The organism is Halomonas mongoliensis, from assembly GCF_052496345.1.
Window position 1 is genome coordinate 861,652 of record NZ_CP199288.1, and the last position, 25,265, is coordinate 886,916.

18 protein-coding genes are annotated in these 25,265 nt (G+C 68.8%); 7 read left to right on the forward strand and 11 right to left on the reverse strand.

Features of this window, described 5'->3' with window-relative positions; translation table 11 throughout:
* Window positions 1–3 precede the first annotated feature (3 nt).
* Window positions 4–2,763, reverse strand: coding sequence for a nitrate reductase (locus tag ACRYRV_RS03945; RefSeq protein WP_444985890.1), 2,760 nt, complete (start codon window positions 2,761–2,763; stop codon window positions 4–6).
* Window positions 2,764–3,366: 603 nt separating this feature from the next.
* Here ACRYRV_RS03945 and ACRYRV_RS03950 point away from each other — a divergent pair.
* The 5 genes from ACRYRV_RS03950 (at window position 3,367) to ACRYRV_RS03970 (ending at window position 10,633) form a co-directional block, all read left to right on the forward strand.
* A complete protein-coding gene (locus ACRYRV_RS03950) occupies window positions 3,367–4,689 on the forward strand; it encodes an NAD(P)/FAD-dependent oxidoreductase (RefSeq protein ID WP_444985889.1) in 1,323 nt (440 codons plus the stop codon).
* Window positions 4,686–7,199, forward strand: a complete 2,514-nt coding sequence (gene nirB / locus ACRYRV_RS03955) for a nitrite reductase large subunit NirB (protein WP_444985888.1) — start codon at window positions 4,686–4,688, stop codon at window positions 7,197–7,199. The genes ACRYRV_RS03950 and nirB overlap by 4 nt, the downstream gene beginning before the upstream one ends.
* 144 nt (window positions 7,200–7,343) lie before the next feature.
* A complete protein-coding gene (gene nirD, locus ACRYRV_RS03960) occupies window positions 7,344–7,766 on the forward strand; it encodes a nitrite reductase small subunit NirD (RefSeq protein WP_444985887.1) in 423 nt (140 codons plus the stop codon).
* A gap of 389 nt (window positions 7,767–8,155) precedes the next feature.
* On the forward strand, window positions 8,156–9,538 hold the full coding sequence (locus tag ACRYRV_RS03965) for a sigma 54-interacting transcriptional regulator (RefSeq protein WP_444985886.1): 1,383 nt from the start codon (window positions 8,156–8,158) through the stop codon (window positions 9,536–9,538).
* Between the two features lie 27 nt (window positions 9,539–9,565).
* Complete coding sequence (locus ACRYRV_RS03970) at window positions 9,566–10,633, forward strand: transporter (RefSeq protein ID WP_309636206.1); 1,068 nt, start codon at window positions 9,566–9,568, stop codon at window positions 10,631–10,633.
* Window positions 10,634–10,769: 136 nt separating this feature from the next.
* Here ACRYRV_RS03970 and ACRYRV_RS03975 read toward each other — a convergent pair whose 3' ends face one another.
* The 4 genes from ACRYRV_RS03975 to ACRYRV_RS03990 form a co-directional block, all read right to left on the reverse strand.
* Complete coding sequence (locus ACRYRV_RS03975; protein WP_309636205.1) at window positions 10,770–11,354, reverse strand: hypothetical protein; 585 nt, start codon at window positions 11,352–11,354, stop codon at window positions 10,770–10,772.
* Window positions 11,355–11,447: 93 nt separating this feature from the next.
* Window positions 11,448–12,146: a C39 family peptidase gene (locus tag ACRYRV_RS03980; RefSeq protein ID WP_444989167.1), complete on the reverse strand. Its 699-nt coding sequence runs from the start codon at window positions 12,144–12,146 to the stop codon at window positions 11,448–11,450.
* A 106-nt stretch (window positions 12,147–12,252) separates the two neighbouring features.
* Window positions 12,253–12,681, reverse strand: coding sequence for a hypothetical protein (locus tag ACRYRV_RS03985; RefSeq protein ID WP_309636203.1), 429 nt, complete (start codon window positions 12,679–12,681; stop codon window positions 12,253–12,255).
* A gap of 112 nt (window positions 12,682–12,793) precedes the next feature.
* Complete coding sequence (locus tag ACRYRV_RS03990) at window positions 12,794–13,969, reverse strand: hypothetical protein (RefSeq protein ID WP_309636202.1); 1,176 nt, start codon at window positions 13,967–13,969, stop codon at window positions 12,794–12,796.
* A 446-nt stretch (window positions 13,970–14,415) separates the two neighbouring features.
* Here ACRYRV_RS03990 and ACRYRV_RS03995 point away from each other — a divergent pair, with 446 nt between their 5' ends.
* Window positions 14,416–15,441, forward strand: coding sequence for a patatin-like phospholipase family protein (locus ACRYRV_RS03995; protein WP_444985884.1), 1,026 nt, complete (start codon window positions 14,416–14,418; stop codon window positions 15,439–15,441).
* A gap of 234 nt (window positions 15,442–15,675) precedes the next feature.
* A complete protein-coding gene (locus tag ACRYRV_RS04000; protein ID WP_444985883.1) occupies window positions 15,676–17,076 on the forward strand; it encodes a PhoH family protein in 1,401 nt (466 codons plus the stop codon).
* A 67-nt stretch (window positions 17,077–17,143) separates the two neighbouring features.
* Here ACRYRV_RS04000 and ACRYRV_RS04005 read toward each other — a convergent pair whose 3' ends face one another.
* The 6 genes from ACRYRV_RS04005 to trpB form a co-directional block, all read right to left on the reverse strand.
* On the reverse strand, window positions 17,144–18,958 hold the full coding sequence (locus tag ACRYRV_RS04005) for a proton-conducting transporter transmembrane domain-containing protein (RefSeq protein ID WP_444985882.1): 1,815 nt from the start codon (window positions 18,956–18,958) through the stop codon (window positions 17,144–17,146).
* Window positions 18,955–20,460 (reverse strand): complex I subunit 5 family protein, encoded by a 1,506-nt coding sequence (locus tag ACRYRV_RS04010; protein ID WP_444985881.1) that lies wholly within the window; start codon window positions 20,458–20,460, stop codon window positions 18,955–18,957. Before ACRYRV_RS04010 ends, ACRYRV_RS04005 begins: the two co-directional genes overlap by 4 nt.
* Window positions 20,457–21,905, reverse strand: coding sequence for a complex I subunit 5 family protein (locus ACRYRV_RS04015; RefSeq protein ID WP_444985880.1), 1,449 nt, complete (start codon window positions 21,903–21,905; stop codon window positions 20,457–20,459). The genes ACRYRV_RS04010 and ACRYRV_RS04015 overlap by 4 nt, the downstream gene beginning before the upstream one ends.
* On the reverse strand, window positions 21,902–22,564 hold the full coding sequence (locus tag ACRYRV_RS04020) for a hydrogenase subunit MbhD domain-containing protein (protein WP_309636196.1): 663 nt from the start codon (window positions 22,562–22,564) through the stop codon (window positions 21,902–21,904). The genes ACRYRV_RS04015 and ACRYRV_RS04020 overlap by 4 nt, the downstream gene beginning before the upstream one ends.
* Complete coding sequence (locus ACRYRV_RS04025) at window positions 22,561–23,907, reverse strand: sensor domain-containing diguanylate cyclase (protein WP_309636195.1); 1,347 nt, start codon at window positions 23,905–23,907, stop codon at window positions 22,561–22,563. Before ACRYRV_RS04025 ends, ACRYRV_RS04020 begins: the two co-directional genes overlap by 4 nt.
* Window positions 23,908–24,001: 94 nt before the next feature.
* A complete protein-coding gene (gene trpB / locus ACRYRV_RS04030) occupies window positions 24,002–25,204 on the reverse strand; it encodes a tryptophan synthase subunit beta (RefSeq protein WP_253449956.1) in 1,203 nt (400 codons plus the stop codon).
* Window positions 25,205–25,265 lie beyond the last annotated feature (61 nt).

Here is a 25,265-nt window from a genome sequence, read left to right on the forward strand (position 1 = left end):
GCGTCAGGCGACATCGATAACGTCGGGTTGCGGGGCAAGGCGCTCATGGACCTTCTCCTCCTGGGTGTCTTCGATCAGGGATTTGAGTTCGGGGACGCAGCTGCCGCACTGGGTGCCACAGGCCAGCCTCGCCCCCAGGGCCTCGACGCTGTCGTCGCCGTCGCGGATCGCCCTCAGAATCGTGGCGCGGCCCACCTGGTGGCAGCTGCACACCACGGGGCCAGCGTCGGCGGCACCGTCGTCGCAGCCGGCCAGCAGGCGGCGACGGCGTGCGGCGGACAGGGCCTCGCCCCGGGCCGCCTCGGCGAAGCGCTCGTCGAGCCAGGCGAGCCCCGGCAGCTCGCCGGGCGGCCCCACCATCAGCCACCAGCGCAGCCGACCGCCCTCGATGCCGGCGGCACGCAGGCGCCCTCCGTCGGGGTCATCGAGCCACAGCGCCGCTGCCACCGGCAGCGCACGCTGAGCCCAGGCCAGCCAGTCGCGGTCAGCGCTTTCGGGTGCGCCGGCCAGCTGCCAGCGCTGGCCATGGGCCAGGGGGATGCGCGCCCAGTAGGCGGTATCGGCACGCCAGTCGACCTCGCCGACCAGCGCGGGCGCCACCAGCAGCGTCGCCTCCCAGGCCACCGGCAGCGGCGCCAGGGCCACGGCGCCATGCTTTGACTCGGGCTGGCCGGAGACGGGATCGAGATGGGCCTCCAGCAGGCGCCCCACCCGGGCATTGGCGCTGAAGCTGTCGCTCCAGTGCATGGGCGCGAACACCTCGCCACGGCGCTGCCCCTTGGCGAGCCGCACCCGCCCCACATAGTCGCCCCCGGCGCCACGCAGCCGCGCCAGCTGCTGGTCGCTGACCCCAAGTCTCGCGGCATCGTCGGGATGGACCTCGATAAAGGGCTCGGCGCGGTGGTTCATCAGCCGCGGTGCCCGGGCGGACCGGGTCATGGTGTGCCACTGGTCGCGGATACGCCCGGTATTGAGGCGCAGCGGCCGCGACGCGGAGAGCCTCTGCTCGGGGGCTCGCGGGCGCACCGCCACCAGCCGGGCCAGGCCGTCCGGGGTGGCGAAGCGGCCCTCCTCGAAGAGCCGCGCCGTGCCGTGCGGCGCCGCGGCATTGACCGGCCACTGGATGGGCGACAGGGCGTCATAGGCGGCGCGGTCGAGCCCGGCCAGCCCGGAGATATCGAACAGTCGCTCCCCCGGGGTGCCGGGCAGGTTCTCGAAGCCGGAAAGCCGGGCGTGCTCGGCGAAGATCTCCGCCGGGTGCGCGTAGGGAAAGGCCTCGGCGAAGCCCAGGCGCCTGGCCACCTGAGTGATGATCCACCAGTCGTGCTGCGCTTCTCCCGGCGGCGGCAGGATACCCCGCTGGCGAGAGAGGCGCCGCTCGGAGTTGGTCACGGTGCCATCCTTCTCCGCCCAGCTCGAAGCCGGCAGCACGATATCGGCATAGGCCAGCAGGTCGGTATCGGTCACGCACTCGGAGACGATCACCAGCGGGCACTGCTCGAGCGCCGCCCGCACCCGGTCGGCACGGGGCAGGCTCACCGTCGGATTGGTGGCCATGATCCACACCGCCTGCACCTCGCCGCGCTCGATCGCCTCGAACAGCGCCACCGCCTTGTGGCCGGGGGCCTCGGGGAGGGTCGGCGTGAGCGAGGGCGTCGACCAGAAGCGGGTGACTCGATCGCGAGCCCCGGGGCTGTCGTAGTCCATGTGAGCGGCCAGCTGGTTAGCCAGCCCGCCCACTTCGCGGCCGCCCATGGCGTTGGGCTGGCCGGTGATGGAGAAGGGCCCGGCGCCGGGCAGGCCGAGCTTGCCGCCGGCCAGGTGGCAGTTGATGATGGCATTGCCCTTGTCGGTGCCGCTGCTCGACTGGTTGACCCCCTGGGAGTAGAGGGTCACCACGTGCAGCTGGCTGGCGAACCAGTAGTAGAAGGTCTCCAGACGCTCCGGGTCGGTGTCACAGTCGGCCGCCACCGCGGCCACCGAGACGTCGTCTTCCCGGGCCGCGGCCAGCGCCTCCTCGAGGCCCAGGGTGTGGCGCGCCAGATAGACTCGGTCCAGCCGACCCTTGTCGGCCATCCAGGCCAGCAGGCCGTTGAACAGCCGAGCGTCGCTGCCGGGGCGAAGGCCCAGGTAGAGGTCGGCGATCTCGCAGCTGTCGGTGACCCTGGGATCGATCACCACCACCCGCATCAGCGGATTGCGGGCCTTGGCCACCTTGAGGCGCTGGTAGAGCACCGGATGGTTCCAGGCCAGGTTGGAGCCCACCAGCACCACCAGCTCGGCCTCTTCCAGGTCCTCGTAGCTGCAGGGCACGGCGTCGGCGCCGAAGCTGCGCTTGTAGGCGGCCACCGCCGAGGCCATGCAGAGCCGCGAGTTGGTGTCCAGGTGCGGGGTGCCGAGAAACCCCTTGAAGAGCTTGTTGGCGACGTAGTAATCCTCGGTGAGCAGCTGACCGGAGAGATAGGCCGCCACGCTCTCCCGCCCATGGCGCGCTTGGGTGGCCGCCAGCCGCTCGGCCACGGTGGCAAGGGCCGTCTCCCACTCCACCTCCACGCCGTCGACCCGCGGCCGGGTGAGCCGGCCCTGCTCGCCCAGGGTCTCGTGCAGGGCCGAGCCCTTGACGCAGAGCCGGCCGTAGTTGGCGGGGTGGCCGCTATCCCCCTCGACGGCGGTGATGCGCTGGCCCTCCAGCGTCGCCCTGATGCCGCAGCCAACGCCGCAGTAGGGGCAGGTCGTGGTGATATGGCGGGTGATATGAGGCATGACAGTCTCCGGTGTTCATGAGCTTCCACTGGCCCTGAACGCAAACGCCCGCCACTCCCCGGCGAACCGGAAAGTGGCGGGCGTCGTTGCCCCGGGGCATCCGCCTGTTGACGCAGCGGATAGCGCATTCTGTGCCATCAGCCCATGCAACCAAGATGCCAACTACGCAATCAGGATGCCAGAGCGCTGCCGGCAGCCTGTAGCAGATCGGCGCCTCCCCCTGCAGCCGGGCGGCTCCCTGGGCGGTGGCGGGCGCCGGGTGACGCTCCTACCTTTTATGGCGCATTGGCGAGGGGTTATGGCGCACCGGCGGGGAGGCTGCTGCAAACCGGTGCATAACGGCCTCGCCCTGCACCACCGCGGCGAACCCCCGACGGCGCAGCGGCCGAGCCAGCCGACTCCCACATGTATGTAGCCAGCTGATTTAACGTCTTATTTTTCCAATAACAGGCAAGCTGGCGAGCTTCTTGTTAGTTGGTGTATGGCAGCGGTCAACGTGGATCGCCGACCAACCATCATTCAGGCAAGGGCGCCTCGCACCCGTCTCTCACCAGACGCGGTCGAGGCGCCCTTTGCGTTTTCATGTCCCTGGAGGAGAACGCCATGCCCGCGACCTCTCACTCTGCCGTGACGGACCATCTGGTCATCATCGGCAACGGCATGGCCGGCCACCGCCTGGTGGAGGCCCTGGCTGGCAAGCCGGGCCGCCCGGCGCACATCACCGTGATCGGCGACGAGCCGGAGCCGGCCTACAACCGTATCCTGCTCTCCCCGCTGCTGGCCGGCGAGATGGCACGCGAGGCCCTGACCCTGCATGACGGCGACTGGTACGCCGAGCAGGGCATCGCGCTGATCCTCGGCGAGCGGGTCGCCGACATCGACCGCGCCGCACGGCGCCTGACCACCGATGCCGGCCGCACCCTCGACTACGACCGCCTGGTGCTGGCCACCGGTTCCCGTCCGGCCCGCCCCCCGGTGCCGGGGCTCGAGCTGCCCGGCGTGGAGGTATTTCGCGACCTCCGCGACGCCGAGGCCCTGCTGCGCTTCGGCCAGCATCGGGCCGACGAGGGCGGCAACGCCGTGGTGATCGGCGGCGGCCTGCTGGGCCTGGAGGCCGCCGAGGGGCTACGTAAACGAGGACAGGGCGGCCTGCGGGTGAGCCTGCTGCAGCGCGACGGCCGCCTGATGAATCGCCAGCTCGACCTCACCGCCGCCCGGCTGCTCGAAAACGCGCTGCGCGGTCGCGGGCTCGACATCCACACCGACGCCCGGCTCGAGCGCCTGGAGGCCGGGGACGACGGTCGCGTAGGCGCCGTGCACCTGGAGGACGGCACCCGGCTGCCCGCCGACTGCGTGGTGGTGGCCATCGGCATCCTGCCCAAGGTGGCGCTTGCCCGCGCGGCCGGGCTCGAAGTCAGCCGCGGCATCGTGGTCGACGCCTGGCTCACCACCAGCGATCCGGCCATTCACGCCCTGGGCGAGTGCTGCGAGTTCGAGGGCCAGACCTTCGGCCTGGTGGAGCCCATCTGGCGCCAGGTCGAGGTGCTCGCCGCCCATCTGGCCGGCGAGACGGTGGCGGGCTACGTCGACACCCCCTGCGCCACCAAGCTCAAGGTCAGCGGCGTTGCGCTCTACGCCTTCGGGCCCACCGAGCCCGAGGCGGGCCACGAGGTGCTCGCCTATCACGACCCCCAGCAGGGCGACTACCGCCGCCTGCTGCTGAAAGACGGCCGCCTGGAGGGCGCCGTGCTCTACGGCGACACCGCCGCCGGCCCCTGGTACTTCGAGCAGGCCCTGGCCGGGCGCGACCTCAGCGCCGGGCGCGCCGCGCTGCTGCTCGGCGCCACCGACGCCCGGGTGCGGCTCGACGCCGCCGCCGACACTGCCACTGACTCACCGCACAGCCCCGCGAAGGAGGCCGCATGAACACGCCCGCTAAACCGCAACTGATCATCATCGGCAACGGCATGGTCGGCCACCACCTGGTCGAGCAGCTGGTCAAGCGCGGCGCCACCGAGCGCTATCGGATCACCGTATTCGGCGAGGAGCGCCACCTGGCCTACGACCGGGTGCACCTCTCCGAGTACTTCAGCGGGCGCGACGCCGACTCCCTCGCCCTCTCCACCCGCGACTACTACGCCGAACACGGCATCGAGCTGCGCCTTGCCGAGGCAGTGGTCGCCATCGACCGCAACAAAGGCGAAGTGGTCACCGGCCAGGGGCGCACCCCCTACGACCGCCTGGTGCTGGCTACCGGCTCCACCCCCTTCGTGCCGCCGATTCCCGGCAACGAGCGGGAGGGCTGCCTGGTCTACCGCACCCTGGAGGACCTCGACGCCATCCGCGCGGCCGCCGAGACCGCCACCACCGGCGTGGTGGTGGGCGGCGGCCTGCTCGGCCTGGAGGCGGCGGGCGCCCTGCGCGGGCTCAACCTCGACACCGCCGTGGTGGAGTTCGCTCCGCGCCTGATGCCGATGCAGGTGGACAGCGAAGGCGGCGAGCTTTTGCGCGAGAAGATCGAAGCCATGGGCGTACAGGTGCTCACCGGCCGCGCCACTCAGGCGATCGTCGACGGCGAGGCCAGCCGCCACCGCATGGTGTTCCAGGACGACAAGGTGCTGGAGACCGACCTGATCGTCTTCTCCGCCGGCATTCGCCCCCGGGACGAGCTGGCCCGGGACAGCGGTCTGGCGCTCGGCGAGCGCGGCGGCGTGGTGATCGACGACCGCTGCCTGACCAGCGACCCGGCGATTCTCGCCGTGGGCGAGGTGGCGCTGTGGCAGGGCAGCATCTTCGGCCTGGTGGCCCCCGGCTACCAGATGGCCAAGGCCGCCGCCGCTACCCTGCTGGAGGGCGATGAGCCCTTCAAGGGCGCCGACATGAGCACCAAGCTCAAGCTGATGGGCGTGGACGTGGGCGCCATCGGCGACGCCCACGGCGACCGCACCCCCGGCGCGCGCCAGTTCCGCTTCCTCGATCCCATCAAGCAGCAGTACCGCAAGCTAGTGGTCTCCAGCGACGGCAGGCGCCTGGTGGGCGCCATGCTGGTGGGCGACAACAGCGTCTACGACACCCTCCTGCAGTACTACGCCAACCGCATCGAGCTGCCCAAGGACCCGGCCTCGCTGATCCTGCCGGCCGGCGGCGACGCCGCCCCCGCCCTGGGGCCGGACGCCCTGCCCGACACCGCCATGATCTGCTCCTGCCACAACGTCACCAAGGGGGGCGTCTGCGCCGCCATCGACGGCGGCGCCGTGGACCTCGGCGCCGTGAAGGGCTCCACCCGCGCCAGCACCGGCTGCGGCGGCTGCGCCGCCCTGCTCAAGACCCTGGTGGATCACGAGCTGGAGAGCCGCGGCGTGGAGGTCGACAAGTCGATCTGCGAGCACTTCTCCCATACTCGCCAGGAGCTCTACGACATCGTGCGGGTGGAGGGCATCAAGACCTTCAGCGAGCTGATGGAGAAGCACGGCAACGCCGACACCCACGGCCTCGGCTGCGATATCTGCAAGCCGGCGGTGGCCTCGATACTCGCCTCCTGTTTCAACGAGCCGATCACCGACGCGGCCCATATCCCGCTGCAGGACACCAACGACACCTTCATGGCCAACATGCAGAAGAACGGCACCTACTCCGTCGTTCCCCGCGTGCCGGGCGGCGAGATCACCCCCGACAAGCTGGTAGTGCTGGGCCAGGTGGCGCAGAGGTATGGCCTCTACACCAAGGTGACCGGCGGCCAGCGCATCGACCTCTTTGGCGCCCGCCTGGAGGACCTGCCGGCGATCTGGGGCGAGCTGATCGAGGCCGGTTTCGAGACAGGCCACGCCTACGGCAAGTCGCTGCGCACGGTGAAGTCCTGCGTGGGCAGCACCTGGTGCCGCTACGGCGTGCAGGACAGCGTGGGCATGGCGATCCGGCTCGAGCACCGCTACAAGGGCCTGCGCGCGCCGCACAAGATCAAGTTCGGGGTGTCCGGCTGCACCCGCGAGTGCGCCGAGGCCCAGAGCAAGGACATAGGCGTGATCGCCACCGAGAACGGCTGGAATCTTTACGTCTGCGGCAACGGCGGCATGCGCCCGCGCCATGCCGAGCTGTTCGCCACCGACCTCGACGACGCAGCGCTCTACCGCACCATCGACCGCTTCCTGATGTTCTACATCCGCACCGCCGACCGCCTGCAGCGCACCTCGGTATGGCGCGAGAACCTGGAAGGCGGCCTGGACTACCTCAAGGAGGTGATCCTGGAGGACAGCCTCGGCATCAATGAGGAGCTCGACCGGCAGATGCAGACCGTCATCGACGCCTACGAGTGCGAATGGGCCAATGCCATCAGCGACCCGGAGAAACTCAAGCGCTTCAGAAGCTTCGTCAACGACGCCCGCCCGGACCCGGACATCATCACTACCACCGAACGCGGCCAGCTCCGCCCGGCCTGATCGATCAATCCAGCATTCGCGCGCTAAAGCGCCCTCCCACAAGGCGTTTCTCCCACCGCGGTGGGGGAATCCTGTGGGAGGCCGGCTCCGCCGGGCGATTGGCGCCGTCAGGCGCCCTTTGTCGACCGAACCAGGAGTTTTTTCATGACCACCGCTACCGCCGCCCACACCATGACCCAGACCTGGCAACCCCTCTGCCCCCGCGCCGACCTGGTGCCCTACTCCGGCGTCGCCGCCTGGGTGGAAACCCCGGAAGGCCCCGCCCAGGTGGCGATCTTCTACCTTCCAAGCGACCCGAACACGTCGCGGCCAAGCGACCCGAACAGGTCGCAGCTGCCCGGCCACGCCCAGGAGCTCTTCGCCATCGACCACCACGACCCCTTCTCCGGCGCCAACGTCATCGCCCGCGGCATCGTCGGCGACCTCAAGGGCCAGCCGGTGGTCGCCTCGCCGCTCTACAAGCAGCACTTCCGCCTGGAAGACGGCCAGTGCCTGGAGGACGAAGCCGTCACCCTGCGCACCTGGCAGGTGAGCTTCAAGGGCGACGAGGTGTGGATCCAGGCCTGACAACAGGCGCTAACGGAAGAAGGGGCCGACAGCAGCCGGCTCCTCACTTAAAAGCATGAAAATCAGCCAAGCTAAATCATGATCTTCATCACCAGATAAAGAAGGAAAAGCATCCTCCGACTGCCCATTATCAGCATGATAAACACGCCGTGCACTTATCAACTCTTCTGCTCAGTCGTCGATATGGCCCGGAATTGATTACTGAAAATAACCATACAAAACTCATGCTTTACAATTCATGGGGCGCCGACAACACTTCCCTTGCTTCCTGAGGTTGGCCGCCAAGCCCTCCCCCTGAATGACGGCGGCAGGCGTATTATCCCTGCCGGCCGCACCGGGGCACAGGACCTGGCCAACATATCGAGAGACAACAGACGGAAACAGGGACGATGAGGGACATATCACGCCGGGTCCTGCTGCTGGGCGACCATCGACCGGCAGGGATTACGGCGCTGTCGATGCCACAGTACTCATGGCAGTTTCTTCGCACCGGCTGCCTGACAGAGGCCGAAAGGATCCTGGGCGCCTGCCCGCCGCCTCTGGGAATCATCCTGCTGGAAGGCCCCCATATCCGCCCTCCCCGTCAGCTGGATCAGCTGGAGAGGCTGCTCAACCTGGTGCCAGACCTTCTCTGGGTTGCGCTGCTGCCTCCCGGAAGTTTCCAGGACGAGCGAGCCACCAGGTTCATTGCTCGCCACTGTCATGCCTGCTTACCCCTTCCCCTTCGCCCCGACCAGGCCAACCATGTGCTGGAGAGCACGCTTGCCATGGCGTCTCTGCTCAAGCGTGCCTCTTCCGCACTTGGCAAGCCAGCGCCCTCCCGACCGGGTGTCACTCTGGTCGGCAACTCTCCCGCTATCCAGAGGCTGCTCCGGGATATCGAGAAGATTGCCATGGTGGATGCTCCGGTACTCATCACGGGGGAGTCCGGCACGGGAAAGGAGCTGACGGCAAGGATGATCCACGAGCGCTCGTCTCGGCGGGCGGGCCCCTTCAATGCGATCAACTGCGGCGCACTGCCCGCCGGGCTGATCCAGTCGGAACTCTTCGGCCACGAGAAGGGGGCCTTCACCGGCGCCGACCGGCGCAAGGTCGGGATCATCGAGTCGACCGCGGGGGGCACCCTCTTCCTCGACGAGATCGGTGATCTCCCCCTCGAGCTTCAGGTCAACCTGCTGCGCTTTCTGGAGGATCACCGCTTTCTTCGGCTTGGCGCCCAGCGTGAGAGCGAGGTGGATGTCCGGGTGCTTGCCGCGACCCATATCGACCTGGAGCTTGCCGTCCGGGAGGGCCGCTTCCGGGAAGATCTCTACCATCGACTCAACGTCCTGCAGGCCAGAACACCACCGCTTCGGGAGCGACCGGAAGATATCGAGGAGCTGGCCAGCCACTTCTTTCAGCAGTTCCGGAGTGAGGCCTCCTGCCGCCTGCGTGGCTTCAGTCACGACAGCCTGATCACCATGCGCCAGCACCCCTGGCCGGGCAACGTCCGGGAGCTGATCAACCGGGTCCGACGGGCCATGGTGATGTGCGAGCAGCGCCTGATCACACCAGCGGCCCTTGGCCTGGAGAGGCGCAATGGCCTCTCACGAGAGGGGGTGTCTCTGGAAATGATCCGGGACAGCGCAGAGCGCGAGGCGGTCATCGCCGCCCTGGCGCGTAACAGGCACCAGGTGCTGCACGCGGCACGCGAGCTCGGGGTGTCCCGGGCGACCCTCTACCGACTGATCGAGAAGCACCATATCCACCGTACGCTCGAGGAGCGCGCCTAACTCGACACAGGAACAGGAAATGCCATCATGACTCCCTACCAGCGTCTCATCATCAGCGTGACGGGCATCGCCTCTTTGGCCGGTGCCGCGCCACTTCTGGCTCAGCAGGAGATACAGCCGGTCGGCCAGGAGCCCCCTCCCGAGGAGGTGCAGTTCAACGTCCAGTCCATGGCGGAGTATGGCGGCGTGCTGACGCCCAGGGGGCGGTTGATGCTGGAGCCGGAGTTCCAGTACACCCACGAGAGCATCAACCGCATGACCTTCGAGGGCGTCGAGATTCTCAGCACCCTGCTGATCGGCGTCTTCACCGCCCAGGACGTCGACCGCGACAGCTACATGACCGCCCTGACCGGTCGCCTCGGGGTCACCGACCGGCTCGAGCTGGAGATGAAGGTGCCCTATGTCTATCGCGACGAGACCTCTCGTGTCAGCGTGGCAGAGGTAGATCCCGCCTTCGATATCGACCGCACCCTCTCCAACCATGGCCTGGGCGATATCGAGATCGCCGCCCACTACCAGCTCAACCGGGCTCGAGAGGGGCGCCCCATCTATATCGGCAACCTGCGCTACAAGTCCACCACCGGCGATGGCCCCTTCGATATCGAGCGTAACAGCGCCGGCTCGCCGCGAGAGCTGCCGACCGGTACTGGCTTCCAGGCCATCGAACCCAGCCTCACCGTGCTCTTCCCCTCGGCTCCGGCGGTCTACTTCGCCAACCTCGGCTACACCTACAACCTCAGCGATAACGTCAACCGCGCCGTCGGCGACGAGATCTTCGTGGGCAAGGTCGACCCGGGCGATGCGGTGCGCGTCAGCTTCGGCATGGCCTACGCCATCAACCCGCGGACCTCCTTCACCCTGGGCTACAAGAACGACTTCATCGGCAAGACCCGTACCGAATACTTCGACCCCACCACCGGCCGCTCCACCACCCAGAGCTCCAACACCCTCAACGTGGGCGCCCTGCTGCTGGGCTGGTCCTACCAGCTCAACCCCGATACGGCCATCAACCTGAACCTGGAGTTTGGCATCACCGATGATGCACCGGATACGGTCCTGACCCTGCGTGTGCCCTTCGGCATGAACCTGTTCTAAGACTCCTCGCCGGCCGGGAGCCCACACCACAACGACGAGCCATAACGACGAGGCCGCGGCGCTCTGGCCGCGGCCTTGCTCTATCCTCGCCGGCGCTGACGCTACCGGCGACCCCATGGCCCTCTCTCACACTCCTTCAGCGCAGCAGCCCCGGGAAGGCATCGACGATCGCCTGACGCTGGCGCGCCATCTGCAGCCTGCCGATATTGCCGACCTGCACCTGGATCTCGACGCGCTGGTCGATGGCCGCACCTGAGGCGTTGGTCACCACACCGCTCATGATCGCCTGGTTGGTGACCTGGTGAAGCGCCGCCGTGAAGCCCCGACTATCCTCCAGGGCCACACCGGAGAAGCCGGCCAGCCCCGTCAGGTCCACGCCATTGGGCGTCAGGTCATTGATCCGGATGCCGGTTCCCGGCCCCACCAGGGTGGCCTGGCCCGTCGGGTCGCTCAGGGTGCGGGACACCAGATCGACACCGGAGGCGGTGATATTGACCAGCGAGACCAGCTGGATCTGGTTATCGATCAGGGTCGTCAGCTCAGCCCCGAAGGCGAGCTCCATGCCGCCAAGGCGAAAGCCGCCCCGAAGCTCGTCCAGCGCCGCCTCCTCGAGCACCTCGCCACGGTAGTAGACATCGTGCTCGCCCCACGCCTCGGCCCAGAAGCGCTCGCTGCCCGACGCCTCCAGCGCCATCAGCGTCCAGCAGCCGAACAGCAGCACGGCAGCCTTCCAGCGGCAGCTGGCTACGCCTCCAGGCAAGGACGCCAGCCGCTGACTCCCGCGGTAATTCTGTCTCTGATAGGAGGTCATGGTTCAGCGCCCCAATTCGTTGCTGGCAGGTAGCGTCAGGAGGCTGGCCCCTATGCCCACTCGGCGAACCCCCTGATCCAGGGGGGAGCTCGGGCGTACGGCCCAGTCTCGCTCATGGTTGAAGTGGCGCTGGGCCACCTCCAGGTCGGCCCTGGCACCCAGCACGGTACCGTTCCAGAGGGTCTCGAAATGATCACGGGGAACGACCAGGGTCCCGGCGGCCGGGTCACCCACCAGCACATGCTGGCTGTCGATTCCCTTCACCACGACGAAGTGTCGATAGCCGGCCGTATCGACCATGGTGATGGCGGGCACCCCGATGCGCAGGAAGTCGTCCAGGGAGATACGGAAGCCGTCGGAATCGAGCCCCTGGTGATCCAGGTAGCGCTTCATGTCCAGCATCGAGAAGCCATGCTGCTGTATCTGCTCAACGTCGCCTGCCCGGATCATCCATTCGAAGACCTCGGCCTCGCTGGTCGGCCGCTCGTAGTGGTAGGTCAAGAGGGTGGCCACCGACGCAGAGCCGCAGCTGAAGTCATACTGCTGCGGCACCACCCGCTTCCAGCCGATCTCCTGAAGGCTACTGGCTGGCACCTGAAAGGTGCCGAAGTGGCTGGCAATGGTGACCTGGCTCGCTGCCTCGGCAGGCGCCGCGGCCAGCGCACTGCCGAGCAGCAGCAGCGCAGCCGACAGACGACGCACCCGGTAACACCCGGGCCAGGTCAAGAAAACTCCAGATGACATGATGATCTCCCCTGAGAGTCACCCGCTCCCGGCGTCCTGCTCCAGGAGCCCTTGTCGGCCTTGCCTAGTCGGCCGAAATAAAGATGCTGATGCCTACCGCATTATTGATGGCATTGCCGTGGCCGGTCACGGCACTGAAGATTCCCGTGCCGTTGTAGTTTCCCATGGCATTGTTGTCGAAGCGGATGTTGCCCGACACCATGTCGCCGTTCACCACCGAGACCTGGGTATCGCTGACGATGGCCTGCATGTTCTGAATGCTCTGGGCGGTCTTGAAATGCATCACGGTGCCCTCTCGACCTCGGGTCGATGCCATCGACTCGAGATCCAGCTGCTCCAGCGCAGCAAACCCCCTGTCGGGCCCTGCCTCGCGGCCATCGGCCATCAGGGACGTGGATGCAACCAGTACCACGGTGGCCAGCAGGATGCCGGCTGCCGGCCGACTGGCTCCCGGACGCTCCGCTGTCACTGCCACGACGTCGTGTCTCTTCATGGTCTGCCTCTCTCGGATAGAGTGCTCGGATAGAGTGTTTCGAGAGCCGCGGAAACCGGCAGCGCTGTGCCGCCGGCTTCCGCTTTCAGGGTCGGGTATCTGCCCCGACAGGTTAGTTGCCGATGCTCACGCTGCTGTGGGCCGCGACGTTGGTACCGGCGACCTGGGAGTTGTAGAGCCCGGTGGAGACGTTCATGTTGTTGATGCCACCGAACACCCCGGACGCCACGTTGACGTTGGCCGCCCCGGTCATCAGGTTGGCGTTGCCACCGGCTCCGCCGTTGCCACCGGCACCGCCGTTACCGGCTGAGGCCATGGCATCGCCGGTGGAGCCGCTGCCGGCACCGCCGCCGCCGCCGGCGCCGCTGGCGCCATTGCCGCCGTTGCCGGCCACGGCGCTGGCATCTCCGCCACTACCGCCGGCACCCGCCGTGGCAGTCCCGGTGCCGCTTCCATCACCGCTGCCGGTACCGGTGCCATCACCGCCGGTGCCGCCTGATGCCGTGGCACCGGAGCCTGCCTCGGAGGCGGCATCCTGAGAGCCACCAGCCGCCAGGAAGCCGCCATCGCCGGCATCCTCGTTGCCTGCCGTGGAGGTGGCCGTGGAGGTAGCCGTAGCGCCAGCCGCTCCCCCTTCGCCATTGGCCAGGCCAAGACCCAGGCCCAGGCCGGTCCCGGTGGCATCACCGCCGTCATCGCCGTTGCCCGCATTGGCCACGGCCTCACCGCCAGCGCCACCGCCGCCGCCGGTGCCACCACCGCCGTCACCGCCGGTCCCGACGCCAAGGTTGATGGAGCCCGCATCACCACCGGCACCGCCACTCGCGCCCGTAGCACCCGCGCCGGCGTTGATGGTGATGCCAGAGCCATTGACCGTGGAGCTCATCTCCTGCAGGGAGATGACGCTGGTGGAGGTGTTATAGGACTCGCTCATGGCCCAGGCATCGCCGCCGCGGCCGACGCTGCCGCCGCCGCCGCCGGTGCCGGTGCCAGCCCCGTAGCCGCCGGTGCCCGCACCGCCGGTACCGCCATCACCGCCGCCGCCGAAGAAGGTGTCATCGTTGCTGCCGCCGTTGGCGTTGCCGCCGGCGCCACCACCACCAACACCAAGGCCGAAGCCATCTCCGCCGCCGGCACCGCCGCTGCTGCCGCCTGTCGCTGTTGCCGTGGAGGTCACCTCCTGATCCACGGTGTCCGCCACTCCGGCGCTCGGGTTGGCATGCGCCGTCGAGATGGCGAAGGCCAGGGCCAACAGGGGCGTGCCTGCCACTACCAGATATCTCTTCATGATCTTCTCTCCGTATCCTGTTCCGACTGTGTTGTTCTTGCTTGGCAAGACTGCGAACAGGTATTCAGCGCCATCCAGCCGTACCCTTGAATGCCAATGCCCGCTCGCAGCGCACTTAACAACGCACAATGCGTGCCACCCAGACGAAGACTCTCTGCAACCCATTGTTGTATTGAGTAAATTCTTGCATCACCAAGAGGGCTCCAGCCTGCATGAGGCGAGACGCCATGCCGAAACGGCAGCGGAAGTGTCACGGACATGAGGCACTCGGCGGGTGAAAGCGGCCCAGAAAGCCAACGACTCCCTTTCGATTCAATGGAGTGCGGTGCGTATCGTGAAGTGGCTCAGCGGCTGGACATGACCGCCCGCCCCGCGCAACGTTATGCTGGGATGCTGCACTGCCGCATTCTGACCCTGGCGGACTAACTGATTGAAGAGGAACTCAGATGAGCAACACCAAACGGATCGACCTGGCCCTGCAGGGCGGCGGCGCCCACGGCGCCTTTACCTGGGGCGTGATGGACCGCCTGCTGGAGGACTCACGCATCGAGATCGAGGGCATCAGCGGCACCAGCGCCGGGGCCATGAACGGCGTGGTGATGGCCGACGCCCTCACCCGGGGCGACCGCGACACCGCCCGTCAGGCCCTCCACGACTTCTGGCAGGCGGTGAGCCGCGCCGGCATGACCAGCCCGATCAGGCGCACCCCGTTGGACATGCTCACCGGCAACTGGAGCCTCGACCACTCCCCCGGCTACATCGCCATGGACCTGATGAGCCGACTGGTCTCGCCCTATCAGTTCAACCCCTTCAATCTCAATCCGCTGCGCGACATTCTGGAGGAGCGGGTCGACTTCGAGCGAGTGCGCCGCTGCCCAGACCTCAAGCTGTTTGTCACCGCCACCAACGTGCGCAGCGGCAAGCAGCGCATCTTTACCCGGGAGGAGATGAGCGTGGATGCGGTGATGGCCTCGGCCTGTCTGCCCACGGTCTTCCAGGCGGTGGAGATCGACGGCGAGGCCTACTGGGACGGCGGCTACATGGGCAACCCCTCGCTGATGCCGTTGATGGAGCACTGCGGCACCCGGGACATCGTCATCGTGCAGATCAACCCCATCTACCGGGAGGAGCTGCCCACCAGCGCCGCGGCGATCATGAACCGCCTGAACGAGATCACCTTCAACGCCTCGCTGATCAAGGAGGTGCGCATGATCGCCATGCTGCAGCGCCTGCTCGGCGACCAGGGCGTGGATATCGGCTGCTATGCCGGCACCCTCTTCCACCGCATCGCCGGCGACGAGACCCTGGGCAAGCTCTCGGTCTCGAGCAAGATGAACGCCGAGTGGCCTTTCCTCTGCCACCTGCGCGACGCGGGGCGACACACCGCCGAAGGCTGGCTCGCCGAGCACTTCGAAGCGCTGGGCAGCCACTCCACCCTGGAGGTGGAGAGCGTCTACCGGGATACCGAATAGGCGGCCTGCGTTGAGACTTCGCGAGAGACGCATCTTGCCAGCTCCGGGGGCGCGGACCATGCTCGGGAAACGGGTGGGGCACTCGCTGCCCCGCCGTCTGTCCAAGGCAACAGGAGGGAGGATCAGCGCCGCACGACACCGTCGGCCCTGTCACTTTCCTGACATCGTGCGCTGACAGTGTCGACATAGGGACGTCACATGACGTCCATCTCGCGACCAAAGGAGAGCTGCGCGATGGTACGCATCGACAAGAAGGCCACCCGTCTCTACGTGCTGGACACCAACGTCCTGCTCCACGACCCAGCCGCCCTCTACCAGTTCGATGAGCACGAGGTGGTCATCCCCATGACCGTGCTCGAGGAGCTCGACAAGCACAAGAATGGCGCTCGCGAGATCGCCCGCACCGCCCGCCAGGTCAGCCGCACCCTCTCGGACCTCACCGCCAACGTCGGACTCGAACAGATCCGCGACGGCATTCCCATTGTGCGCCTGAACGGCCCCGAGGGACGCCTGCGGCTGCTCTGCTACACGGACCTGGAGCCCCGTACCGGTCTCGACGACAGCCCCGACAACCGCATTCTCGCCGAGACCTGTCGGCTCTGCCGAGAGCGCCAGGATGCCTCGGTGATCCTGATCACCAAGGACATCAACCTGAGGGTCAAGGCCGCCGCCCTGGGCGTGCCGGTGGAGGACTACCTGACCGACCGGGTCTTCGATGACAGCGACGCCATGCTGGAGGGAGTGCGCGTCTACCCGGACGCCGGCAGCGAGCTCTGGAACGGCCTGGCGCTGGAGGTCAACGTGGAACGCGACGAGCGCCGCGTGACCTACCATCTCGGCGGCGAGATTCCCACCGACTGGCACCCCGGCATGCTGGTGGCCGACGGTGACTGCGAGGCCGGCTTCGAGGCCGTGGTGCGCGAGGTGGGCCCCCGCCGCGCCCAGCTGGCGCTGCTCACCAACTACCGCCACGGCGCCAGCGTCTGGGGGGTGCATGCCAGCGACTGCCGCCAGAACTTCGCCCTCAACCTGCTGATGGATGACCAGATCGACCTGGTCACCATCGCCGGCAGCGCCGGCACCGGCAAGACCTTCATGACCCTGGCCGCGGCCTTCCAGCAGACCCTGGACAGCAAGCGCTTCGAGCGCATCGTCTTCACCCGAGCCCCCATCTCCATGAGCGAAGATATCGGCTTCCTGCCCGGCACCGAGGAGGAGAAGATGTCACCCTGGATGGGCGCCTTCCACGACAACATGGACAACCTGCTGCGCGACGAGGATGGCGGCTCCAGCTGGGACAACGGCGCCACCCGCCAGCTGCTCGGCTCCCGGGTGCAGATCCGCGCCCCGGGCTTCATGCGCGGTCGCACCCTGAACGACACCTTCCTGATCATCGATGAGGCCCAGAACTTCACCCCCAAGCAGCTCAAGTCCCTGGTCACCCGGGCCGGGCGCAACACCAAGATCGTCTGCCTGGGCAACGTCGGCCAGATCGACACCCCCTACCTCACCGCCAACACCTGCGGCATGGCGGCGGTGGTCCAGCGCTTCCGCGACTGGCCCCACGCCGGCCATGTGACCCTGAAGAGCGTGGAGCGCTCACGGCTGGCTCTGGCCGGCGAGGAGCTGCTGTGACGTGACCGGAACGCCACCCTGCTACCCGCGTTCGCCCGGGGCCCGAGGGATCTGAGGAGCAAGGACCTCAGGCGGCGCCGAACAGCAGCACCAGGGCCAGGCCGATGGCCACCGCCATGGTCAGCAGGGCAGCGTGGCGACGCAGCCAGCTCTCACCCTCCCCCAGCGCATCCAGCGCCGCGGTCCCCGAACGCTCAAGCCCCATCCACCAGGCCACCCAGCCTCCCTTGATCGCGGCCAGCCGCTCGCCCCCGGCCCGGGCCGCCTCCACCAGGCGCCCCGCTGCCCGGGAGAGCGGCCACCAGAGATCGCCCGGCGGCGGTCGATGCCAGGCCAGCGACACGCCCCGCCGAGTGAACCAGATCGCCGGCAGCACCAGGGCCAGGCCCGCCAGCAGGGGCCACCAGAGGCCCGCCAGCTCTTCCCGCGGCGGCGAGCCCCCCTCCGCGCCGAGCAGCGGCAGCCAGGCCGGCAGGAGCAGCCCGCTTGCCAGGAGCAGCAGCCAGGCCAGTGGCATGGGGGCGGAGAGCGGCATCAGGCCGTTGTGTCGTGCCTGACGCTCCCCCTGCCACTGGCACCAGAGGGTCCGCGCCATCAGCAGGGTAGTGCCCACCGCGGCCAGGGAGAGCCAGGCCACCAGCCCCGAATGCCCCCCATCGTAGAGCGCCTCCTTGAAGGCCCACTTGGTGGCAAGCCCTGAGCCCAGCGCCCCGGCCAGGGAGAGGGCCGGCAGCGCCAGCAGCAGCGCCAGGGCCCAGGCCGGCAGCCGCGGAGGGTGCTCGCCGATGCCTACGCCGAGAAAGAGCGCCCCCTTGGTGAGGCCATGGTGGGCGGCGAAGAGCACCACCGCGGGCGCCAGCGCCGGCCACAGACCAGGCGCGGTGAGCCCCGCCCCCACCAGGGCGGCGAGCATGCCGAGCTGGCTGACGCTGGAGTAGGCCAGCACCGCCTTGGGATGGCGCTGACAAACCCCCATCAGGGCCGCGCCCATGGCACCGACGAGCCCCACCGCGAGCATGGCGCGCCCCAGCTCGACGAAGCCTTGCGTCGCCGCCGGCTCCCCCAGCGGTAGGGTCGCCATCCAGCCCACCACCCCGGCCTTGACCATGGCGCCGCTCAGCACGGCGCTGGCCGGGGTGGGCGCTACCGGATGGGCCAGGGGCAGCCAGAGGTGCAGGCCCGCGACCCCCGCCTTCACGCCGAAACCGAGCCACAGCAGCAGACCGATCCAGACGCCGTGCTCCAGGTTGACGAGCCCCTCGCGCAGGCCGCCAAGGGTCAGGGTGCCCAGGCTGCCGGCGCCCCACAGCAGCCCTCCCAGGATCAGCCCCTCCCCGAGCACCGCCATGATCAGGTAGGCGCGACCGCCGGTCAGGGCATCTCGGGTGCCGGAGTGAATCACCAGGCCATAGGCGGCGAAGGTCATCACCGCGAAGCCCAGGTAGAAGCTGGCGATATCCTCCGCCAGCAGCAGCAGCAGGTTGCCGGTGAGGGTCAGCGGCCAGAGCAGCGCAAAGCGGGCCAGGCGAGACGCCGCCCTGTCGTTGCCGGCAACGGCCCGCTCGCCGTCGCCGGCCAGATAGCCCCGGGCATACCAGCCGGCGAGCAGCCAGAGCAGCGCGGTAAAGCCCAGCAGCACCCGGCGCGGCTCGTCCAGCACCCAGACGCCGCCCAGCAGCCAGGCCGACAGCGTGAGGCTCCCGTCGCCGCCCAGCACGGCCAGGGCCAGGGCCGGCAGCGGTGCCGTGGCCCATAGCGGGTCAAGGGGAAAGCGCACCTCGCCACGCCCGACCAGGGCCGCCATCAGCGGTTCGCGCAGCACCAGCAGCAGCGGCCAGAGCAGCACAGCGATCATCAGGGCGGCGAAGATCTCCTGGCTCATGGCAGATACTCCAGGTTGGCCACCCGGGTCGCCCACTCCAGCGGCGTGTAGGGCAGCCCGGCGAAGAGTCCTGCCAGCACGCTGAACAGCGCCGTGGCCACCACCGGCAGCAGTAGCCAGGTGCTGGTCTCGAGGCGGCCCAGATGGCGCTCCGCGGGCCAGGTGCCGACGCCGTGGTCGGGGCCGGGCCGGAACCAGAGCCGGTAGAGGATCGGCAGGAAGTAGGCGGCGTTGAGCAGGCTGCTGACCATCAGCACCGCGATCACCCAGGGCATGCTGGCCTGGACGGCGCCGGTGCCCAGGTACCACTTGCTCAGGAAACCTACCAGGGGTGGCACGCCGATCATGCCCAGGGCGCCGAGGGTAAAGGCGACGCTGGTCAGCGGCATGCGCCGCCCCGCCCCGTCGAGCTCGTCGATGCGGTGGATACCGAGTTCCTCGGCGTAGTTGCCGGCGCAGAAGAACAGGGTGATCTTCATCAGCCCCTGATGCAGCAGGTGGGAGAGCGCGGCGATGGTGCCCAGGGGGCCGAAGAGCCCGATGCCCAGCACGACATAGCTCACCTGGCTCACCGTGGAGAAGGCGAGCCGCGGCTTGAGCTCCACCTGGGCCAGGGCGCGCAGGGAGCCGTAGAGGATGGTGACGGTGGCGACGGCGGCGAGGCCGGTGAGCAGACCCAGGGAGTGACTGAGCTCGGCACCGTAGACGTCATAGACCAGCCGCACGATGCCGAAGGCGCCAGCCTTGACCACCGCCACCGCGTGCAGCAGGGCGCTGACCGGTGCCGGCGCCACCATGGCACGCGGCAGCCAGCCGTGCAGCGGCACCAGGGCCGCCTTGACCCCGAGGCCGGCGATCAGCACCCAGAAGATGGCGATCAGGGTGCCGCGCTGCTCGGCGCCGAACTCGGCGAGGATCTCCCGCTGGCCGAAGCGGATATCCCCGGCCAGGGCGTGCAGCGCCACCATGCCGATCATCAGCACCAGTCCCGCGGTGAGGGTGAAGCGCAGATAGAGGGTAGCCGCCGCCAGCGCCTTCGGATTGCCCCGGTGGGCCACCAGCGGATAGGTGGAGAGTGTCAGCAGCTCGTAGAAGATCAGGAAGGTGAAGAGGTTCCCAGCCAGGCTGATCCCCAGGGTGCTGGCCACGCAGAGGCTGAAGAAGCCGAAGAAACGCCGCCGATTGGGCGAGTCCTCCAGGTAGCCGATGGCGTAGATGGTGGTGAAGAGCCAGAGCAGCGAGGAGAGCCCGGCGAACATGATGCCCAGCGCATCGGCCCGCAGCACGAAGGCCAGCCCCTCCAGCACCGGGAACTCCACGGCGTAGGCGTGGCCCTGGCTGAGCCCGCGCACCATCCAGGCCACCAGGCCGACCTTGAGCAGGGCGGCGGTCAGGTTGAGCCCGGTGCGGGCGCGAAAGGCCCCCTCCGGCAGCAGGAAGATGATCGCCGCCGCCGCGAGCGAGGTGGCCAGGGTGGCCACCGGGAAGAAGGCCGAGCTCATGGCACCCCTCCCTCACGCAGCAGTGCCAGGGGCCACTGGGCCACCAGCCCCAGCCCCACGGCGGCCAGGGCCAGCAGCAGCGGGACGAGATCCGTGCCCCGAGGCAGCACCTGGAACTCGTGGCGCGGTGCCTCCTCCACGAAGGAGCAGCGCAGCACCCGGAACACATAGGCGGCGGTGAGCAGGGTGCCGAGCACCAGCACCACCGCCCAGAGCCACTGCCCCGCCTCCAGGGAAGCCTGCAGCAGCAGCCACTTGGCGGTAAAGCCGGCGCTGGGCGGCAGCCCCATCAGGGTGACGGCGGCCACGCCGAAGGTCATCAGCGCCAGGGGCAGGCGACGGCTGGTCCCGGCCAGCTCCTCAAGACGACTGGCCCCGGTGGAGAGCATCAGGTTGCCGGCGGCCATGAACATCGCCGCCTTGGCCAGAGCGTGGCCGGCCAGCTGCAGCCAGGTGGCCTGCCAGGCCAGGGCCGCCGCCGACGCCGCCACACCGGCCAGCAGCGGAAAGGCCAGCATCAGATAGCCCAGCTGGCCCACCGTGGACCAGGCCACCACCTGCTTGAGGGTGTCGGCGCGCCACGCCTTGAGCCCGCCCCAGAGCACCGCCGCCGCCCCCAGCAGGCCCAGCGCCCAGGCCGCGGTCACCGCCTCGGGCAGCAGCAGGCGCCACAGCAGGATCAGGATAAAGAAGGAGCCCTTGACCACCAGGGCGCCGTGCACCGCGCTGACCGGGGTCCAGGCGCTGGCGTGCACCGGCGCCAGCCAGCCGTGAAGGGGGAAGATCGCCGCCTTGAGCAGCAGCCCCGCGGCCAGCAGGGCCATGGCGATGCGGGTGACCGCATCGGGCTCGGCCACGGTGGCGAGCTCGGCCAGGGAGAGCGTGCCCCAGGCGCCCAGCAGCAGGGCCACGCCAAGCAGCCAGGCCAGGGAGCCCACCAGGGCAAAGAGCAGATAGCGCAGGCCGGCGCGAATCGCCTCCGCCTTGCCGGGCAGCAGCATCATGCCCACGGCGGTGAGCCCCATCAGCTCGAGCCCCACGTAGAGCAGCAGCAGGTCGGCGGCGACCCAGATCAGCCCCAGGGCCACCGCCAGGCCGCCCAGCAGCGGCCAGAAGCGGGCATGGGCGTCGACCCCCGGCAGCGCCGCGCGGCGGTGTCCCACCGCATAGGTAGCGCTGGCCAGCAGCACCAGCTGAGTGAGCAGCAGCAGCAGCGCCGCCAGGGGATCCAGGCGCCACTGCAGCGCCAGCCCCCCCAGGCTCAGCGAACCCTGTTGGGCCCCCTCCCCCAGGCCCGGCAGCAGCAGCAGGGTCATCAGCGGCAGCAGGGCCCCCGCCGGCACCACCCGGCGCATCTGCCGCGGCGGATGGCGCAGCGCCAGCAGCCCCAGCGGCAGGGGCGCCAGCAGCGTCACCCAGAGCAGCACACTGGGCCAGGCGCTCATGGCTCACCTTCGGATTCGAGGCTCACCTGCCCCGCCAGGGCGTGGAGGCGACGCAGCAGCAGCGCCCCCAGCACCGAGCCGACCAGCGCCACCACCAGGCCCACCAGGATCAGCCCCTGGACCTCGGGCGCGGTGCCGGCGAGTCCGGCCAGCAGCAGGAAGACCCCGGAGCCGAGCACATTGAAGGCGAGCAGCTGGCGCAGCAGATGGCGGTGGCGGGCGAAGGCCCAGAGGCCCAGCGCCATCACCGCGAGCCCCGCCGGCACCAGGGAGGCCAGCGCCGCCCGGGGCGGCACCAGCCCGCGTCCGCCCAGCAGCCAGCTGGCCGCCAGGCCGGCCAGTGCCAGCCAGGCCAGCACCCCCAGCAGGCGCAGCGCAGCGCCCCCCGACGCGGGCGGCGCCTCGTCGCGGGGTGGCAGGCGCGGCACGTCGCCGGCCCGTCCCAGCGCATGGAGCAAGGCGGCGCCGGTGAGCAGCGCCCCGAGCAGCGCCTCCGCGGCGGCCAGCCAGGGCGCCCCCAGCTGCCACCAGGCGATGGACATCACCAGGGCGAAGGCCACGAAGGCCAGGCAGGCGCGGCGCAGCCGGCGGTCGAGCAGGCAGGCGGCCGCCAGCAGCAGCAGCAGCCCCGTCAGGCTCCAGGCGAGGGACAGGCTCACCGAGGGTCACCCCCACCGGCTCCCGCCTCCCCGCCCTTGGGCCCGCAAATCCGATTGCGTCCCTCACGCTTGGCGCGATAGAGGGCACGGTCGGCATCCCCCAGCACGCTCTCGAGGTTGGCCTCGGGCTCCAGGACCGCCAGGCCGAGGCTGACCGTGAAGCGGATATCGGCCCCCTCCACTTCCAGCACCATGGCCGCCACCGCCTCGCGAAGGCGCTCCAGGATGGCCCGGGCGTCATCTAGGGAAGCGTCCACCAGCAGCGCCGCAAACTCCTCACCGCCGATGCGAGCGAAGAGGTCGTAGGGGCGCAGGCACTCCCGGCAGGTAGCGGCAAAGGCTTGCAGCGCCAGGTCGCCGGCGGCATGGCCGTAGGTATCGTTGAGGGCCTTGAAGCGGTCCAGGTCCAGCATCGCCAGGGGCATGGCCTGACCCTGGCGGCGCGCACGGGCCTGGAGCGCGGCCGCCTGCTCGAAGAAGGCCCGCCGATTGAGGGCGCCGGTCAGCATGTCGGTACCGACCAGCCGCTCGACCTGCCGCTCGCGCTGCTTATGTTCGGTGATATCGACCAGCACGCCATCCCACAGGGTGCTGCCGTCGCGACGACGCTGGGGACGGGCCCGCAGCTCCAGCCAGCGCTCCCCCGCCGGCAGGTCGAGGCACAGCGCCTGCTGGCAGGGAGAGAGGCCGACCGCCGACTGGGCCAGGCCCACCTCCAGCGCCTGGCGCTCGCCTTCCACGAGCAGGCCGAAGAGGCTATCGGCGTCATCCATGACCTGCTCCGCTGCCAGGCCGGTCAGGGCCCTGATGCCATCGCTGGCATAGAGAAACTCCAGCTTTTCCGCCGCCTGATGCAGGCGAAAGATGGCCGCGGGCAGCTGGGCGACCGTGCTCTCGAGCCGTGCCAGCAGCTGGCGATCACGGAGTTCGCGCTCGCGCATGCCGGTCACGTCATACTGCATCACCAGCAGCCGCAGGGAAGCGTCAGGGGGCGCCTGAATAGGCTGGATCATGGTGGTCTGATGGCGCAGGGCGCCGTCGGCACGGCGACAGAGCAGCACGCCCTGCCAGGGCTGCCGGGAGGTGAGGCAGTGCTCCAGGGCCCTGGCGAAGCCGCCGTGCAGGGGGTCGGCATCGAGGATGACCGCTCGGCGGCGCAGCAGCTGTTCGGCGGGATACCCCGCATGGCGCTCGAATTCGGGATTCACCTCGAGCACCACGCCCTCCTCGTCGAGGAGCATCACCGCTCCCGGATAGTAGGCCAGCAGCCGTTCCGACAGGCCGGGAGAAGCGCCCTGCTTCCCGGTCCGCCAGCGCCACCATGCCTGCCTGATTCTCTCCATGCCCAAGCCACGACACTCCCTGCGTCCTGTGGAAAGGCCTCTGCGGGCCCGCTTCCACCCTACCTCAGAATGTTCGACCAGGCACCTGCGGGCCTCACAGGCCGAGCTTGTTCGCTACGTAATCGGCGTCCTTGTCGCCGCGGCCGGAGAGGTTGACCAGGATGTGCTGGTCCGCCGGCAGCTTGGGCGCCTCGCGCATGGCCCAGGCCACGGCGTGGGCGCTCTCCAGGGCAGGGATGATGCCTTCCACCCGAGAGAGCGTCAGGAAGGCCTCGAGGCACTCGTCGTCGCTGGCGCTCTGGTAGTCAACCCGGCCGATCTCCTTCAGGTAGCTGTGCTGGGGGCCCACGCCGGGATAGTCGAGCCCCGAGGCGATGGAGTGCACCGGCATGGGGTTGCCGGCCTCGTCTTCCAGCACATAGCAGGCCATGCCGTGGATCTCACCGGGCTTGCCCAGGGTCAGGGTGGCGGAGTGGCGCTGGGTATCGAGGCCCTCGCCGGCGGGCTCCACGCCCACCAGGTGCACGGACTCATCCTCGAGGAAGGCGGTGAACATGCCCATGGCGTTGGAGCCGCCGCCCACGCAGGCGGTGACGTGGTCGGGCAGGCGACCGTGGCGCGCCAGGAACTGCTCGCGGGACTCGCGGCCGATGACCGACTGGAAGTCGCGCACCATCTTCGGGAAGGGGTGCGGCCCCACCACCGAGCCGATGGCGTAGATGAAGTTCTGCGGGTCCTTGAGGTACTCCTCGAAGGCGCTGTCCACGGCGTCCTTGAGGGTCGCGGTGCCCCGGGTGACCGGAACCAGGGTGCAGCCCAGGATCTTCATCTTGGTGACGTTGGGGTGCTCCTTCTCGATATCCACCTGGCCCATGTGGATCTCGCAGGGGATGCCCACCAGGGCACAGGCGGTGGCCAGGGCCACGCCGTGCTGACCGGCACCGGTCTCGGCGATCACCTTGGTCTTGCCCATGAACTTGGCCAGCAGCGCCTCGCCCAGGCAGTGGTTGATCTTGTGGGCGCCGGTATGGTTGAGATCCTCGCGCTTGAGGTGGATCTGGGCCCCGCCCAGCTTCTCGGAGAGGCGCCGGGCGTGAAAGATCGGGCTGGGCCGCCCCACATAGTCGGCAAACAGGCTGGCCAGCTCCTGCTGGAAGTCATCGCGAACGCGGATCTCCTCGTAGGCGGCGTCGATCTCGTCCATGACCACCTTGAGCTCGGGCGGAATCAGCTGGCCGCCGAAGCGGCCGAAGTAGCCCTGGGCGTCGGGAAGGTTGGCGAAGGGGGATCTGCTCATGGTGTCGTGTCCTGCAGGCGTGCTGGAAATATCGGTCATTCAGTTTGCCGAGCCGCCCCGC